Annotated in this window: 19 protein-coding genes; 15 read left to right on the forward strand and 4 right to left on the reverse strand. The window is 44.1% G+C overall.

Going from position 1 to position 16452, the window contains the following annotated elements; genetic code table 11:
- The first annotated feature begins 58 nt into the window (after positions 1 to 58).
- From ZX61_RS14250 to ZX61_RS14265, 4 genes are all read left to right on the forward strand, one after another.
- Positions 59 to 424 (forward strand): hypothetical protein, encoded by a 366-nt coding sequence (locus ZX61_RS14250; protein ID WP_049845293.1) that lies wholly within the window; start codon positions 59 to 61, stop codon positions 422 to 424.
- Positions 425 to 1358: 934 nt separating this feature from the next.
- Positions 1359 to 1982 (forward strand): lysoplasmalogenase, encoded by a 624-nt coding sequence (locus tag ZX61_RS14255; RefSeq protein WP_049845294.1) that lies wholly within the window; start codon positions 1359 to 1361, stop codon positions 1980 to 1982.
- A 62-nt stretch (positions 1983 to 2044) separates the two neighbouring features.
- Entirely contained in the window at positions 2045 to 2281 is a 237-nt protein-coding gene (locus ZX61_RS14260) for a YecH family metal-binding protein (protein ID WP_049845295.1), read from the forward strand.
- Positions 2282 to 2422: 141 nt separating this feature from the next.
- Positions 2423 to 3007 (forward strand): YhgN family NAAT transporter, encoded by a 585-nt coding sequence (locus tag ZX61_RS14265; protein ID WP_049845296.1) that lies wholly within the window; start codon positions 2423 to 2425, stop codon positions 3005 to 3007.
- Between the two features lie 46 nt (positions 3008 to 3053).
- Here the strand turns inward: ZX61_RS14265 and ZX61_RS14270 are convergent, their stop codons facing one another.
- Positions 3054 to 3320, reverse strand: a complete 267-nt coding sequence (locus ZX61_RS14270; protein ID WP_049845297.1) for a DUF1145 domain-containing protein — start codon at positions 3318 to 3320, stop codon at positions 3054 to 3056.
- A 10-nt stretch (positions 3321 to 3330) separates the two neighbouring features.
- Complete coding sequence (rsmD, locus tag ZX61_RS14275) at positions 3331 to 3933, reverse strand: 16S rRNA (guanine(966)-N(2))-methyltransferase RsmD (RefSeq protein ID WP_049845343.1); 603 nt, start codon at positions 3931 to 3933, stop codon at positions 3331 to 3333.
- Positions 3934 to 4141: 208 nt separating this feature from the next.
- On the opposite strand from rsmD, the gene ftsY reads away from it, so the two are divergent.
- The 6 genes from ftsY (at position 4142) to glpG (ending at position 9728) form a co-directional block, all read left to right on the forward strand.
- Positions 4142 to 5359 carry a signal recognition particle-docking protein FtsY gene (ftsY, locus tag ZX61_RS14280; RefSeq protein WP_049845298.1) on the forward strand — a complete coding sequence of 406 codons (1218 nt, stop codon included), beginning with the start codon at positions 4142 to 4144 and terminating at the stop codon, positions 5357 to 5359.
- Between the two features lie 78 nt (positions 5360 to 5437).
- Positions 5438 to 6112, forward strand: a complete 675-nt coding sequence (gene ftsE / locus ZX61_RS14285; protein ID WP_049845299.1) for a cell division ATP-binding protein FtsE — start codon at positions 5438 to 5440, stop codon at positions 6110 to 6112.
- Positions 6102 to 7070 carry a permease-like cell division protein FtsX gene (ftsX, locus tag ZX61_RS14290; RefSeq protein ID WP_049845300.1) on the forward strand — a complete coding sequence of 323 codons (969 nt, stop codon included), beginning with the start codon at positions 6102 to 6104 and terminating at the stop codon, positions 7068 to 7070. Before ftsE ends, ftsX begins: the two co-directional genes overlap by 11 nt.
- 183 nt (positions 7071 to 7253) lie before the next feature.
- On the forward strand, positions 7254 to 8111 hold the full coding sequence (gene rpoH, locus ZX61_RS14295; protein ID WP_049845301.1) for an RNA polymerase sigma factor RpoH: 858 nt from the start codon (positions 7254 to 7256) through the stop codon (positions 8109 to 8111).
- Positions 8112 to 8563: 452 nt separating this feature from the next.
- Entirely contained in the window at positions 8564 to 8890 is a 327-nt protein-coding gene (glpE, locus tag ZX61_RS14300; RefSeq protein WP_049845302.1) for a thiosulfate sulfurtransferase GlpE, read from the forward strand.
- A gap of 4 nt (positions 8891 to 8894) precedes the next feature.
- Positions 8895 to 9728, forward strand: coding sequence for a rhomboid family intramembrane serine protease GlpG (gene glpG, locus ZX61_RS14305; protein WP_049845303.1), 834 nt, complete (start codon positions 8895 to 8897; stop codon positions 9726 to 9728).
- A 44-nt stretch (positions 9729 to 9772) separates the two neighbouring features.
- Here the strand turns inward: glpG and ZX61_RS14310 are convergent, their stop codons facing one another.
- Positions 9773 to 10180 carry a flagellar basal body-associated protein FliL gene (locus tag ZX61_RS14310; RefSeq protein WP_049845304.1) on the reverse strand — a complete coding sequence of 136 codons (408 nt, stop codon included), beginning with the start codon at positions 10178 to 10180 and terminating at the stop codon, positions 9773 to 9775.
- 165 nt (positions 10181 to 10345) lie between these two features.
- Here ZX61_RS14310 and ZX61_RS14315 point away from each other — a divergent pair, with 165 nt between their 5' ends.
- Complete coding sequence (locus ZX61_RS14315; RefSeq protein WP_049845305.1) at positions 10346 to 10885, forward strand: chorismate lyase; 540 nt, start codon at positions 10346 to 10348, stop codon at positions 10883 to 10885.
- The gene (gene ubiA, locus ZX61_RS14320) at positions 10886 to 11740 is read left to right on the forward strand and encodes a 4-hydroxybenzoate octaprenyltransferase (RefSeq protein WP_049845306.1); all 855 of its coding nucleotides are present in this window, start codon (positions 10886 to 10888) and stop codon (positions 11738 to 11740) included.
- Between the two features lie 62 nt (positions 11741 to 11802).
- Here the strand turns inward: ubiA and plsB are convergent, their stop codons facing one another.
- A complete protein-coding gene (gene plsB, locus ZX61_RS14325; RefSeq protein ID WP_200904248.1) occupies positions 11803 to 14238 on the reverse strand; it encodes a glycerol-3-phosphate 1-O-acyltransferase PlsB in 2436 nt (811 codons plus the stop codon).
- Positions 14239 to 14442: 204 nt separating this feature from the next.
- On the opposite strand from plsB, the gene ZX61_RS14330 reads away from it, so the two are divergent.
- The 3 genes from ZX61_RS14330 to ZX61_RS14340 all read left to right on the forward strand — a co-directional run bounded on the left by ZX61_RS14330 (position 14443) and on the right by ZX61_RS14340 (position 16437).
- Positions 14443 to 14805, forward strand: a complete 363-nt coding sequence (locus tag ZX61_RS14330; RefSeq protein WP_049845308.1) for a diacylglycerol kinase — start codon at positions 14443 to 14445, stop codon at positions 14803 to 14805.
- A 109-nt stretch (positions 14806 to 14914) separates the two neighbouring features.
- Positions 14915 to 15535, forward strand: coding sequence for a transcriptional repressor LexA (gene lexA, locus ZX61_RS14335; protein ID WP_049845309.1), 621 nt, complete (start codon positions 14915 to 14917; stop codon positions 15533 to 15535).
- 89 nt (positions 15536 to 15624) lie between these two features.
- The gene (locus tag ZX61_RS14340) at positions 15625 to 16437 is read left to right on the forward strand and encodes a class I SAM-dependent methyltransferase (RefSeq protein ID WP_049845310.1); all 813 of its coding nucleotides are present in this window, start codon (positions 15625 to 15627) and stop codon (positions 16435 to 16437) included.
- Positions 16438 to 16452 lie beyond the last annotated feature (15 nt).

The following is a 16452-nucleotide window of genomic DNA, read 5'->3' on the forward strand; positions in this document are numbered from 1 at the left end:
ACAGTAGATAGAAGAAAGATCAAACAGCCCCTAAACTTAATAGCGATGGAGGGAAACTATGTCTGATATTGAAAAAGTGGTCACTCGAACACGTAGAATCGAGAAACTCCTCCGAACGCAATATCATGCTGACGGTAAGGGAATGCACCAGCTTATCACCAGTTGCGAAGAGCGCTTGCCTCATGATGTGATTGATAAGCTGAGATATATCGCGACCATCCGTAACAAGGTGGTTCACGAAGATGATTTTAAGCTCGACAGTCGTAGGGACTTTCTCAGCGTATGCGATGAATGTGAAAAAGAACTTACGCCAAGAAGTAGCCGATTCATTTGGAGAGCCGCAATTACGTTGATGACGCTTATAACTTTGGCGGCATTACTGTTTTATTATGCGCATTGGGACATCTTATCCAAACATTTATAGCTTACACCGTAAAAACGGCAGTTATTATAAGTGGCACTTGTTTAACCAAGTGGCTAACTTTTAGCTGATAAATGTACGTTCAATCGCCAGAAAATAAAAAGGGACGCAATTGCGTCCCTTTTTATTTATGTCTACTTTTCTTAGTACATCATCGGCAGTGTCATTAAACCAACGACGACTGCGATCATTACAAGTCCTTGTTTTTGTGAAGAAGAAATCATGGCACTGCTCCTTTAAATTGATGTTTTACGATATGTTTTAAAGAATAGCAGTATTTTAGTGGTTAGATCAAGTTATTTAATGGATAAGCCTTAAAAATCTAACTTTTCTTGGCTGATTAGGCGATTTTGTCGTGACTATTCTTATTTTTTATCGTTGGCTGTTTGCGTGAAAACTAGACGCTTATCACTGTGTGAGTTTTTATATGGTTGTTTTTAAAGGTTTTTTGCATGTTTTCAAGTTGTTACTGTAGGGTTTTTTGTATGTTTTGGGTGGTTTGATTCTTCAGTTTGGGTTGTGTGTCAATTTACAATTTTATGACTGTATTTTGTCGTTGATTGACAATGGGCAGAGTAAGACGTTTGCCAATAAGCGGATGATTTAACGATAAAAATGCATAATGAGACACCGTTCGTTATAGTTTGGTTTTCATAACTTGCTGTTATTTATGGTTTATTGTTTTTGTGTTGTTGTTTTTGAGCTTAAAGGGTGTGTTTTTGGCTGTTTGGATTGCTGGTAATGGTTTAACCCTGCATCAGAGAGTAATAGAGCAATTGACTATTTACATGACAGAGAGGCGAGTTTTAAGCGTGACTTGAGGTGAGCTAACTCTAGAGAGGTATAAGTATTATCGAGATCCAAGTTTTGCCTATTGGCGGTGGACATATAAGATGCTCTGCCTACACTAGCAGCTCATTTTTATTGAGGTGTTCGAATGTGGAGCTGGCTATCAGTTGCCCTGTCTGGGTATATCAGTATTTCCGCTAATGAAAGCAATCACATAAGACAAGCCGCGATGTTTAAAACAATGTCGCTACTAATGCTAGTGGTGATGCTCTGGAGCAAAGAAGGTCTTGTAGGAGCGACAGTTTGGTGGGTATCGCTTGGCCTAATCATTTCTATGATGGCAGACTGGCTCTACATCTATAGAAAACATCTTAAGCTCTGTTTTACTGGCTTTGTTATCGCACAACTTTGTTACAGTGCATCATTCTGGTCCAAGCTTGCTGGTGACATCGTCTGGTGGTTACCTGCGATGTTGTTAGGGATAGGCGTGGTAAGTTTTTTCTTACTGCTGCCTAAGATAGATCGATTAATTTTTCCTGTGGTGATGATGGGAATCGTCTTGCTGCAACTTAACTGGGCAGCAGGTGAGGTATGGTTGATCAATGGTGGTATCGCGAGTGCTGTGGGGTTTGTGGGTTCAATAACCTTAACTTTGTCGGCAGCTTTACTGGCGATACATGACTACAGACATTCTATCTACAAAGGACGCTATCTGATTTCCGGCAGTTATTTGCTGGCGCACTCATTGATTACTGCTTCGCTGATTATCTAAAATCAAAGAAACTTTCCTGTTTGACGGTATCCTCAATACAAATACATTATTGAGGAATGTTCATGTCGACTGAAATTCATGCCCACAACGTTCTAAACTTGCTAAGAGAGCGGCCCATGTTGAAGTCAGAGTTAGAGCTGGCAGTGAGTGAAGCATTTGGTGAGCAAGCGCGTTTTCGTACTTGTAAGTGTAATGGATTCAACCTCGATAGCTTACTTGAGTTCTTTATAGAGCGCGAAAAGGTGATTGTTGAGGATGGCGTATGGATGATCAATGCAGAGCGAGTGTGCAGTCACTAAAGCAAGTTTATCAAGCTAGAGTTACGACTGTTTCTATTTGCTAGATAAATTGCCGTAATGCCTCCAAATCGTTGAACGAGATTGCTATACTTCGCCGACTTTTTATGCGGTTAGACTTATCACGATTTTCTGGAGGCTTTTATGGACATACTTTCCGCCGCGACCATGCTGTTTTTGATCATGGATCCGCTAGGCAACCTTCCTATTGTCTTGTCTATCCTCAAGCACCTAGATCCTAAGCGCAGGCGCAAAGTTCTTATCCGTGAGCTGTTTTTTGCGCTTGGCATTTTGATGCTATTCCTGTTTGCCGGTAAGAGCATCTTGAACTTTTTGCATGTGCAGCCAGAAACCTTGAGTATTTCTGGTGGTATTATTCTGTTCATTATTGCTATTAAGATGATCTTCCCGAGTGGTGGTAGCATTACAGGTCTTGCGGCAGGTGAAGAGCCGTTCATTGTCCCCATGGCCATTCCAATGATTGCAGGGCCGTCTGTACTCGCAGCCCTATTACTTCTTTCCAGTCAACACCCTGACAAGTTGCTTGAGTTATCTGCCGCGGTATTGGCTGCGTGGGGGGTGACCTTCTTTATTCTGATGTTCTACAACTTCTTCCACCGTATCTTAGGTGAACGAGGACTAAAAGCGGTTGAGCGTTTGATGGGGCTGCTGCTGATAATGATTTCCACCCAGATGTTCTTAGATGGTGTGAAGAGCTACCTTGGCTAAGGTTTTCAGCAGATAAAAATGCCGCTGATTCAAGCGGCATTTTTTGTTAACTCATATGCTTGCGACGAATGTCGAGCAAAGCAAATATGCCAAAGACCAAAATGGACCACTTCTCCCAACTGCTCATTTTTATTTTATCGCCAAAGGCACCGATAAAAATCGCCATTTGTAGACCGTGCATAATGAACAGAAAAGCGGTCATGATGTAGAGCGCGATGGCTGCTTTGCCGGGAAAAGGCACAAAAAAGTTAAGTAGAAGAATAAACCATACAAAACCAATTCCGGCTTTGGCTAACATAAGCAGTATTTTCATCGATATTTCCTTATTGATTAGGCTGCCTTTCAAATAGGCGGTAACTCACTTGGCCAGCACTCTTTTCGCGATGTAGGTGCCAATGGGCAGGAATACACTCTAGGTTGAGTTCCTTCTCTGTCTCAACATAGATCATCGCATCCTCTGCCAACCAACCGTTGCTCTCTAACAGTTCGATGGTTTGATCCAGCAAGCCTTTACGAAATGGCGGGTCAATAAACACCACATGATGCGGCGTTCCTGGTTTTTGTAAATAACTCAGCGCATCACTATTATGCACTTGCAAGTTGTTGGTGTTGAGGGAAGCGATATTTTTTTCTAACTGACGGAATGCGTTTGGGTTTAGCTCGATTAAGGTGACCATTTCAGCCTGGCGTGAAGCGGCTTCAAAGCCTAACCCTCCAGAACCTGCGAATAAATCGAGGCATTTCGCACGAGGGATATCCTGAGCGAGCCAGTTAAATAGCGTTTCTTTCACGCGATCGGTCGTCGGTCTTAATCCTTCGGCATCATAAACTGGGAGTTTACGTCCTCTCCATAAACCGCTAATAATACGAACAAAGCCAGTTGAAGGCTTTTTTTGTGATGTGTTTTGCTGGCGACGTCTTACCATAGATTTTTTGACCGCTAATAAAGTGATACTATAGCCAGTCGCTCTGCTGTGAGCGCTAACATACAGCCCAAATTTGTTGATGACAAAGTGTATACCATCGTATGGGTAGTGAAAACTTTTCACTTTGTTGTCATTTTCCTTTTCCGTGTGAGGATAATCTCTGCGGAAAAGAACCCGAGTTACATAAGATGTTCTAGGATAGCCCCAGATGACGGAAAAAAAGAAGCGCGGATTACTTTCTTGGCTTGGTTTCGGCGATGAAGAGCAAACCAAGCAACCCGCTGAAGAACAACAAAATCCAGTAGAAGAAGTCGTTGAAGAGACACAAGTTGTTGACGAACAAGTTGAGCAGCCGAAAACTGAACTAGCAGAAGCAGAAGCAGAAGCAGAAGCAGAAGCAGAAGCAGAAGCAGAAGCAGAAGCAGAAGCAGAAGCAGAAGCAGAAGCAGTTGATGAAGTGGTACAGCCTGTTGAACCTCGTGTGGCTGAACAAGAAAAACCAACTGAAAGCTTCTTTGCACGTTTAAAGCGTAGCTTGGCACGTACCAAAGCGAATATTGGTGCAGGCTTCTTTGGCTTATTTAAAGGTAAGCAGATCGATGATGAGCTGTTTGAAGAGCTTGAAGAGCAATTATTGATTGCCGATGTGGGGATGGATACCACACTAAAAATTATCGACAACCTAACCGAGAAAGCAACGCGCCAAGCTCTTAAAGATGGTGAGGCTCTGTACGGATTACTAAAAGAAGAAATGGCAGAAATTCTATCCAATGTTGAGAAGCCATTAGAGATCGACAGCGCCAAAACGCCTTATGTGATTCTTATGGTTGGTGTAAACGGTGTCGGTAAAACGACAACTATCGGCAAGTTGGCGAAACAATTCCAAGCTGACGGCAAAAAAGTCATGCTTGCGGCAGGGGATACCTTCCGTGCCGCGGCGGTCGAGCAGCTTCAAGTGTGGGGCGAGCGTAACAACGTTCCTGTTGTAGCGCAGCACACTGGGGCTGACAGTGCATCGGTTATCTATGATGCGATTGAATCAGCAAAAGCTAAAGGTGTCGATGTTGTGATTGCTGATACGGCAGGTCGTCTACAGAACAAAGCAAACCTTATGGAAGAGTTGCGTAAGATTGTCCGCGTTATGAAGAAAGTAGATGACTCTGCACCACATGAAATAATGCTGACCCTAGATGCGGGCACTGGACAAAATGCGATCAGTCAAGCCAAGCTATTTAGTGACGTAGCACCTCTCACCGGTATTACCCTAACTAAGCTCGACGGCACTGCGAAAGGTGGTGTGATTTTCGCGCTTGCTGATCAGTTCCAGATTCCAATTCGTTACATTGGTGTGGGTGAAGGCATTGATGACCTGCGCCCATTTGAAACTCAAGAGTTTATTGACGCATTATTTAGCCGCGAAGATTAATGCCCGTCATATTGGAAGCAACTGCTCCAACTACTTAGGGTATAAATACTGTATAGAAGTTCGTAAGAGGGATTTCGGGTGATAAAATTTCAGCAAGTGAGTAAGGCTTATCGTGGTGGTCGGCAAGCTTTACAGAAGGTCGACTTTCATCTTCGTCGTGGTGAAATGGCCTTTCTCGGCGGACACTCCGGCGCGGGAAAGAGCACACTGCTTAAACTAATTTGTGCCATAGAGCGACCGACCGATGGCAAGATTAGCTTTAATGACCACGATATCACTCGAATTCCAAACAAGGATATCCCTTTCTTACGCCGTAATATCGGTATCGTGTTTCAAGACCATCGCTTGCTGATGGACAGAAGCGTATTTGATAACGTGGCTTTACCAATGCGAATAGAGTCGATCTCAGAAAATGAAATCAAACGCCGTGTATCAGCGGCGTTAGATAAAACGGGGCTACTTGATAAAGCGAAGTGTTTGCCAAGCCAATTGTCTGGTGGTGAGCAGCAGCGCGTTGGCATTGCCCGTGCAGTCGTCAATCGCCCAACCCTCCTTTTAGCCGACGAGCCCACTGGCAATCTAGATCCCGAGCTTTCTAGCCGAGTATTGAAGTTGTTTGAAGAGTTTAACCGTGCGGGCGTGACAATCCTTTTAGCCACGCATGATATCGGGTTAGTGAATACTCGCCCACAATACCGCCACCTAGAGCTAAACCAAGGTTTTTTGAGTGAGGTTGAAGACTATGGGCAGTAATAAGCGCAACAAGAATGGCAATACCTCCCGAGCTAAAAACCGTGTGAAGAAAGACAGCTTTTTCACTGTTCACTTAAAGCAAGCTCGGCTTTCATTGACTGAGTTTTGGCAACGCCCGCTCGGTAATATTCTGACTTTAGCCGTCATCTCAATGGCGCTTGCTATGCCTTCTGCTTTATATCTACTGGGAAAGAATATTTCTGCGGCATCAACTGACGTAACTAGCCCATCGCAAGTGAGTGCTTACATAAAGGAGCACACACCAGAAGCAAGAATCATGGTGCTTAAAGACGAGTTGGAAACATCACTTGATGTGGCTAAGGTTGAGTACATTTCTCCGCAACAAGGTCTAGATGACCTGAGTCAATATTCGGGTTTTGAACAGGCGCTGAGTTTATTGGATGACTATGCATTACCTGGTGTGTTGGTGATTACACCGAGTAAAGAGGATAAAGAAGCTATTAAGCGTTTGGCGGCACGCGTCGCCATGGAAGATGGAATAACCGATGTCCGTTTAGATGAAGATTGGTTGACTCGACTGGATGCGATCAAGAACCTTGTCAGTGGCATCGTTATTACCTTGTCAGTGTTGATGCTTGGTTCTGTGTTCTTAATTGTTGGCAATACATTACGTTTTAATGTGTTAGCCAACAAAGAAGAGATCCAAACCATGAAGCTGATTGGTGCAACCAACAGCTATATTCTTCGTCCCTATTTGTATTCAGGAATGTGGTTAGGTTTAATTGGAGCGATTACCGCTTGGGTTTTAACTGCGGTAATCACAGTTCTTCTGAATAGTAGCGTGGAGCAATTGGCACTTTTGTATGATAGTCACTTCAGATTGGTCGGTCTGAGCTGGGATGAGTCTTTATTACTTATCATGCTAGGTACCTTCCTTGGCTGTTTAGCAGCAAAGGTTTCAGCGCAGCGTCATCTTAAAGAAATTGAACCCGTTTAATTGAACCGGATTATTTTGCTGTTGTCATACTATTGAAAAAAGTAGACGCTACCGTATACTTTTTCTCTTGTATAGACGAATTGTTTATGCATAATAACCTACCCCTGCTTGAAACCTGTTCATTTTAGGTTCAAGATTGATGGGTTAAAATATACTCCAGATCAGAGATTGATGAGGACTTGAATGGCTAACCAAGCATACCCAATGGCTGTAGTGACACAAGATAGCTTAGACAGCTATATTCGTTCAGTGAACAGCTATCCAATGCTAACTCCTGAAGAGGAGCGTGGACTTGCAGAACGTCTGCATTACGACGGTGAAATCGAGGCTGCAAAAGGTTTAATCCTTTCGCATCTGCGTTTCGTTGTACACGTTGCTCGTGGTTATTCGGGTTACGGTCTACCTATGGCTGACCTTGTTCAAGAAGGTAATATTGGTCTGATGAAAGCGGTGAAACGTTTCAACCCTGAAGTGGGTGTTCGTTTGGTCTCTTTCGCCGTTCATTGGATCAAAGCAGAGATTCACGAGTACGTACTGCGCAATTGGCGTATTGTGAAAATCGCAACCACTAAAGCGCAGCGCAAATTATTCTTTAATTTACGTAAGTCGAAAAAGCGCCTTGGTTGGTTTAACAATGGTGAAGTCGAAACCGTGGCACGTGAGCTAGGCGTTGAGCCAGCAGAAGTACGTGAAATGGAATCTCGCTTGGCTGCACAAGATGCGACATTTGAAATGCCAACCGATGACGACGACTCAAATGCTTCATACACTGCCCCTATGGTGTACTTAGAAGATAAGTTTTCTGATGTTGCAGACAATGTTGAAGCTGCAAACTGGGAAGCACACACGAATAATCGTTTGAGTTTAGCTCTAAAGAGTTTAGATGAACGTAGTCAGCACATCGTGCGTTCACGTTGGTTAGACGATAACAAGTCAACGCTTCAAGAGCTAGCTGAGACTTATGGCGTATCTGCTGAGCGAATTCGTCAGCTAGAAAAGAACGCAATGAAAAAGTTAAAAGCAGCGGTAGGCGAATTCTAACCACTGATTTTTCGCAAGAACATCGAAAGCCGAGATCTCATGATCTCGGCTTTTTTATTGCTGATCATTTATTGCTCTAATCGTTAGGAAAGGGATCGAGTTTCTCTCATCTTGCCTGTGGGTAACTCTGTGGTAAATTTCTTTGCTATCTGTCAGAAAGCAGGGTAGATAAAGGCATTTCGACTAGTTCTTCGATGGGGATAGTTTTACTTTTACACACAATAAAATAATGATCATTACTACATATAGTGGATCAAAAAGAAGCAAGATACTTTATCAACGCAATCCACAGATTTATCCACAGTTGGTGGATTTATGATCGCTGGTGGATAACCTTACTGACCTCGTGTACTTGTTAACCACTGGATAGGTTACAATGGAGCCATACCTAGTACACCTATAACCTTGAGGTTGTTAGGGTATTGTTTATTACAATATAAAAGAGAAAGTTCATGGATCAGTTTAAGCATATTGATGTCGGCGATGCGCAAGACCTTCTTCAGCAGGGAGATGCACGAATGGTTGATATTCGCGACCCTCAATCTTTTGCGGTGTCTCACGCTATAAATGCCTTCCACTTAACAAATGACACTATGGTGGCTTTTATGGAAGAGGTTGAGTTTGAGCAGCCAGTACTTGTGATGTGTTATCACGGTATTAGTAGCCAAGGTGCTGCACAGTATTTGATTAACCAAGGCTTTGAGCAGGTGTATAGTGTTGATGGCGGCTTTGAAGCATGGCAAAGGGCTGAACTTCCGACACAATCTAACTTAGGGTAGCTTTATGTACCGACTCATCACCCTCAATAATCCGCGTATGGCACAAGCATTTATCGACTATATGGCTGCGCGTCATATAGATATCCAGATGATGCCTGAGGGAGAAGGGCAATTTGCTTTATGGCTTACTGATCGTCAACATCAAGTAGAAACTGAAGCAGAGCTAAAGCAGTTTCTATCAGATCCCAATGCTAGTAAATATCAGGCCGCGTCATGGGATATGGCTGAAAGCCGTAAGAACCAGTTTAATTATCAGTCGCCGAGCATGCTGGCGCTGATAAAAGCGAAAGCCGGGCCTGTAACTTTGTCAATTATGGTGGTCTGTCTAGTGATTTTCGCTATGCAGCAACTAGGTTCAGGTGAAGGTGTTTTTGCTGCTCTACACTTTCCTGCTTTTGCTGGGCAAGAGTGGCAGCTGTGGCGCTGGGTTAGCCATGCTGTGCTGCACTTCTCTATCATGCACATTGCCTTTAACTTGCTGTGGTGGTGGCAGTTAGGTGGAGATATTGAGCAAAGACTGGGTTCGACTAAATTATTGCAACTGTTTGTAGTTTCCGCGGCTTTATCAGGGGCGGGGCAATATTGGGTTGAAGGTGCAAATTTCGGTGGTTTATCCGGTGTGGTTTACGCATTAGTGGGTTACTTATGGATGTTGGGTTATAAAGCACCACAGCTCGGCTTGGGTATGCCCAAACCTATTATTGGCTTTATGTTGGTGTGGTTAGTACTTGGTTTTGTTCAGCCTTATATGGCGATCGCGAATACCGCGCATTTAGTTGGCTTGCTATCAGGTATTGTGTTTGGCTTGATTGATGCGGGTCGAGCGAAAAAGAGGTAATAAAAAACGGCGCGTGGAGCGCCGTTTGAATAAGGGTAACTGAGCTACTGATACAAGTACTTGGTAAACAATAAATCAGCGATAATGGTTTTGCCTGTTTCTGGCAACAACGTTGCATTGAGTTGTTCAACCAGAGTTTTGCGTAGATCCTCTCGCCCCGCCAGAGAGGTAATGGTATCTTCAGATTGCTTGCCAAGTAGCTCGATCACTGCGTCGCGAATTAAGGGCTGATGAAGTTCGATAACACCAAGGTCTGCTTCATTAGCGACCATGATGTCGATACGTACTTGGATGTAGCCAAGCTTTTTTCCTTTGGTGTAAAAGTTTGTGGTCAGATCTGGCTCTAAGGTAAAGTAAGCGAGCTTAGGAGCGCCTTCTTCTTGGGCTAAAACAGGCAGGCTGACAAGTATACCCAAAGCGATAAATATTTGGGCTAGGTAACGTTTAATCATATTTATAACTTTTCTTTCTTCCAATCACGATACTCGAATCGCCTGAGTCTTGTTACAATAGAGCATCTATTTGTAATAAAAATGCGTTAAGCACACGATGTGGTGGTTAACATTAAAGATTGAAGCTTTATTGTACGTTGATAAGGCTATTTATTGAATACTAGTATGAATCAACCAACTGCGCTTTATTTATCTGCTCTTCGCCAAGTCGATTGGCAACAACCAGATCATTTTAGCTTTCCTACTCAAAGTGCAAAAAAATGGCTGTTAGAACAGGGCTCATTATCACGTTTATTGGAGTCGTACTGCCAAACGTTGAGCGTCGACTTGCTCCATAATAAGGTCATTCGAGAAGAAAAGCTAAATGCGCAAGAAATAGAGCTATTGGCTCGCGAAGAATGTTTGTTGCGTAAGGTCGTCTTAAAAGGAGACGGAGAATCGTGGGTACTAGGTCGTACATTAATCCCTCACTCCTCCATGCAGGGGCAAGAATATGACTTAGCTCAACAAGGAAAGATTCCTTTAGGATTAACTGTATTTAGTGCCAATGACGTCAAGCGAGATGCGCTGCAAGTCGGTGTTGTTGAGATCGACGGCCTGCAGTTGTTGGCGCGCCGCTCTCGTTTGTGGATGAATCACAAACCCATGTTAGTGGCAGAACTGTTTCTGCCTACCGCCCCTATTTATGCAAAGGAGAGCGTTTAGATGACGGCAGATAAAGCAGTCGCTTATTGGCAGTTAATGCGTATGGATAAGCCGATTGGGACCTTGCTATTACTTTGGCCGACACTATGGGCATTGATCATTGCAGCACAGGGGATGCCGAGCCTAAAAGTTCTATTGGTGTTTATTCTGGGCGTTATTTTTATGCGTGCGGCAGGATGTGTAATTAATGACTTTGCCGACCGCAACGTCGACGGCCATGTTAAACGCACTAAATTGCGTCCCTTACCTTCAGGACGAGTGACCTCTAAAGAAGCGATAGGGCTGTTTCTGGTCTTAGCCATTAGTTCATTTCTACTGGTGTTGAGTATGAATGCGCTAACCATTCAGCTCTCTTTTGTCGGTCTGTTTTTAGCCTTCATCTATCCGTTTATGAAGCGCTATACTCATCTGCCGCAACTGTTTCTTGGCTTAGCTTTTAGTTGGTCCATCCCTATGGCATGGGCAGCCGAGGCCAATGAAGTGACTATAATGACATGGTTTATCTTTACCATTAATGCTTTATGGACTATCGCTTATGACACGCAATATGCCATGGTTGATAGAGACGATGACCTGAAAATTGGTATCAAATCGACGGCAATATTATTTGGCCGATTAGATAAGATGGTGATTGGCGTGCTTCAGTTAATCACTCTCGCGATGTTAATGTACGTTGGAATTTGGTTTGAGCTTGGCGCGAGTTACTACTGGAGCTTACTGATAGCCGGAGCTCTGTTTGTTTTCCAGCAGCATCTGATCCGTCATCGTGAACGGGAGCTGTGTTTTAGAGCATTTCTTAACAATAACTATGTTGGCATGATAGTCACTGTAGGCTTATTTCTCGCTTTCTGGTAAAGAAAAGGGCATCCACATTGGATGCCCTTTTTGTACTTAAACCCACAGACCCTAGTTACTAATTATTTAGTCTCTGTTGTTTGGCAAATACTCTCTTTGATGGTTAAGCGTACTTCTGGATAAAGCATCGAGTAAAGTAGGTTGGCTAGCTCCGTGCTCTTACCGCTATCGCAGTTGCCATCACTATCTAGGTAAGCCTGTTGTTTCAGCGTGGTAAACAGCGCAGAGAAGACGCCCTTATCGAAGAATTCTGGCGCGTTGATACCGTGTAAGCGGCCTAAGCGCTGCGCGATATCTTGGCTCTTTAGTTCTAAATCTGACTTTCCGAGCTCAGGGTTTGCTACCAATAAATTAAGGGCAATCGCATAACGTTGCAGTGTTTCAGTGATCGTACGACCAAGCAGAACCAATACTTGGTTATTAGCCTGATTCATTGCGACGTTTTGCTCACTATCTATGGTTACTAAGCCTTGGTGAGCAATCTCTTCGATATAAGCCTCAGTTAGATCGCCCAGTTTCTCTTCTTCAATACTTAAGAACAGTTCCTGTTTGAGGAACGGGTAGACAAGCGCCACATTCTGTTTGATCTGCCCTAAAGATAATTGTTGATGACGAACTAGCATCTGGGCAATTAACGATGGCAGAGCCAATAAATGAATGATGTTGTTGCGATAGTAGGTCATTAGAATCGATTGGTTACGATCCAGTGACACGATTTCGCCCATGCTATCCGTCTCGATAAGGAACTTATCCAGTGTTTCGGCATGTTTGACTAACGCTTGTGCATCATCTTCAGGAACCGTGTAGGTTGAAGAGTAAGGCACATTCTTTAGGATCGACAAATAACAATCGATCTGATTGACCAAGCTATCACGCGACAACGCTCTTTGGCGAGATGCGAGCAGTGCCGTAGCACAGAGTGTCAGTGCGTTGGTCGCTGTAGCATCATTAATATGCGTCATCATCTTAGTGGCCAGTCCGTTGACCACTGGGTTTAACCATTGTGGCTTGGTAGCACCCATTGGGTCGATGTCTTTAGTCCACTGTGGAGCGTGTTCGTTCAGGTACTGGTTAAGTGGAATCGGTTCACCAAAGTTAACATAGCCTTGGCCAAAATTACGCAGTTTGCGAATCGTACGTAGGACCAGACCTGCATTCTCTTTCTCTTTACGTTTACCGCGCAGTTCTTTGGCATAGGTACTGACTTCCATGACATGCTCATAGCCGATATAAACGGGCACTAGCGTTACAGGGCGGTTCAAACCACGCAGCATGGCTTGGACAGTCATGGCCAACATACCTGTTTTAGCCTGTAGCAGGCGACCTGTACGCGAGCGCCCACCTTCACTGAAGTATTCCACCGAATAACCTTTGGCGAAAAGCTCAGCTAGGTATTCACGAAAGATGGTTGAGTAGAGCTTGTTACCTTTAAAGCTGCGACGAATAAAGAACGCGCCGCCACGACGGAAAAGAGGACCCGCAGGAAAGAAGTTAAGGTTGATACCCGCAGCAATGTGTGGAGGAACCATTCCTTCGCGGTAAAGTACGTAAGAAAGCAGCAAGTAGTCCATATGGCTACGATGACAAGGCACGTATACTATCTCGTGACCATCTTGCGCCAGTCTACGTACTGTTGCCGCGTTGTTGATGTTCAAACCTTGATAAATACGGTTCCACAACCAGCCCAGCAGGCGTTCGCCATTTTTTATTAAGGAGTAAGAGAAGTCTGCGGCGATCTCATCCATGATCGCATGAGCTTCTTTACGCACTTTCTCGATCGGAATGTCTTTCGAGTTCGCCTCATCCATGATGACTTTTTCAATCGCTTTAGACTTCATCAGTCGATTAAATAGTGCCTGACGGCTAGGCAAATTCGGACCTGAAGCGGCAAGCTTCTGACGAGAGAAGTGGATACGAGCTACTCTTGCTAATTTGTGGGCAATCGAAGCATCTGTACCATGTGAGTCTGCCATATAGCGCAGAGAAACAACTGGGCTAATACGGACTAAACAATCACGACCAGATAGCAAAACTGCTTTAGCTTTTTGTGGGCCGTTTAGAGATTGTAGGTAAGGTTTTTGCTGTGATTCTTTACCTGGTTTGCGCCCCCAAAGTACAGTCGCGGGAATCATTTGAACATCAAGTTCTGAATCAAACTTGTGCAGTTCAAGTAGATCAGAAAAAAGAGTCACCGATGTGCTAGGTATGTCTTGATCGCTATCCATTACCGTCTGACGAGCGGAGGTGAATACATAGCGGTTAAATTCTTTGCCGTTGATTTCGACCGGTTGTAGTGGGTCGGGTAATCCGAGATCCATAACCTGCTTTTGCAATGCAATTAGATCAACAGCCGAGCGATATGGCAGAGCGTAAATAATGGGCTTGTTTATATCAATACTATGATCTTCAATAGGATTTGAAGGAATTGTAGTCCCTTTGACTAACACTGACATTGGCAGTTTTAGTAAGGTTCGCGATAACATTCGTCCAGAAGACATAAGGTTCTTAGCCTCAAAAATAGATGGTTTGCATAAGCACATTTCCATTTCTCTAACCGTAAGAGTGGAAACGCAGCCAAGCGTGTATTTTTATAGCCGGCAAGGATAACAGAAACTGGTCGAACCTTTTACTGATTATTGATTATGAAAACGTCAATTTTCTACTTATTCAGCTATCGAGATAATTATTAAAGAGAAATTAATTTGCCTCACAAAACGCTCCATGGATTGAAACGGCTCAAAAACGCCACACGCTACTCATACCAAGGCCTAAAGGCTACGTTTAAACATGAACCTGCTTTTCAAGAAGAGATCTTACTCGCTGCCATCATGATACCTGCCGCCTGTTTTATAGGGGAGACTCAGTGGGAAAGGATTCTATTGATTGCCACAGTGGTACTGGTATTGATCGCAGAGCTATTTAATAGTGCGATTGAAGCTGTGGTTGACCGAGTGGGAACAGATCATCACGAGCTTTCTGGGCGTGCAAAGGATATCGGCTCTGCGGCGGTAATGGTCACTATGTTATTAACGGGGTATGTCTGGTTAGACATTCTCGTTTTGTAATAGTGGTGAGGGTGAAATTTCTAACTCGCTAAAAAACAAGCAATTGGCTTTTCATTTGAACAAATACTGGATATACTCACAGTTAACTGTATAAAAAGACAGGTGACTTATGAAGCCGTTAACGCCCCGCCAACAACAAGTTTTTGATCTGATCAAAAGCAAAATAGATGATACCGGTATGCCACCGACACGTGCAGAAATTGCACGCGATCTTGGTTTCCGCTCCGCAAATGCTGCTGAAGAACATCTCAAAGCGCTCGCACGTAAGCAAGCGATTGAAATTATTCCTGGTGCCTCTCGTGGTATCCGTATTCTGCTTGAAGATGCGGCTAATGACGACGAAGGGCTACCTCTAATTGGTCAAGTCGCAGCTGGTGAGCCCATTCTTGCTCAAGAGCATGTAGAAACACACTACCAAGTTGATCCAGGCATGTTTAAGCCTCAAGCTGATTTCTTATTACGCGTCAATGGCGAAAGTATGAAAGACATTGGTATTATGGATGGTGACTTGCTCGCGGTACACAAAACTCAAGATGTACGTGATGGTCAGGTAGTGGTTGCACGTGTTGACGATGACGTCACCGTTAAACGTCTAGAGCGTAAAGGTTCGACAGTACTGCTTCACGCTGAGAACGAAGAGTTTGAGCCGATCAAAGTCGACTTAACCAGTCAGCACTTAGCGATTGAAGGTTTAGCGGTAGGTATTATTCGTAATACTGACTGGATGTAATCCGATTTGTTTGAGATTTATTCTCACTTGTTGATTTTGTAATTGATATTCATTATCATATAGTTTCTGGCTACGGAAGGAAGATGATAATGGCCGTCGATCACACATCAGCTAAACATCGATATCAAATCCCTGCTAATTTATTGCAACCGTTGTGGCTTCGTAGTCGAGAAAGCTTAGTTGATAATGGCTTAGTTTACGATCCGATTGCAGCGCGTGCCTGTCAGCGCTGCCATCTAGCACCTGAGTGCCTCTCTGGTGATATCGACCAGAAACAGCTTCTTCATGCCACGCTCACTCAGTTGTGTGACCAACAGGTATGCGCTTTTATCAAACGTAACCCAGATGGTTGGATTGTTAATGTCGGTGCTGGGTTAGATACGCGTTTTTACCGGGTAGATAACGGCCGTTGTAACTGGCTAGAGCTTGACGTGACGGAAAACTTGTTATGGCGTCAAAAGCTGTTTCACAGCAGTGAACGTTATCACCATGTATGCGGTAGCGTTGATGATGTCAGCTGGTTAGAACAACTACCTATTCCAGAAAAAACACCCGTGATGATAGTGTGTGAACACGCTTTGCTTGATTGCAGTCAGCAACAAGTGGCCAAATTCATTCAAGCGCTAGGTTGCCACTTTGACTCAGCACGAGCTTGCGTTGTATTAGCGGGCGATCTCAGTCATTCCAAGCTAGGGCAGAAAATGGGCGCGGGGCAATATGCTCACGGGTACAGCGCACCGGGCGATGCTATGTTAGGCTATTTACCTTGGGCACGCTGGGCGAAAACCTATTCTCCGCTTGATCGCGATTGTGGTCGCTGGAAACTATGGCAACGCTGGCTGACTAAGGTTAACTTCTTCAAGCAAAGATTAACGCCGGTATTGGTTCAGCTTCGCTGGTAATCTAGTTACACTTGT

Origin of the sequence: Vibrio sp. VPAP30 (genome assembly GCF_001188205.1) — a bacterium.
GTDB lineage: Bacteria > Pseudomonadota > Gammaproteobacteria > Enterobacterales > Vibrionaceae > Vibrio > Vibrio bivalvicida.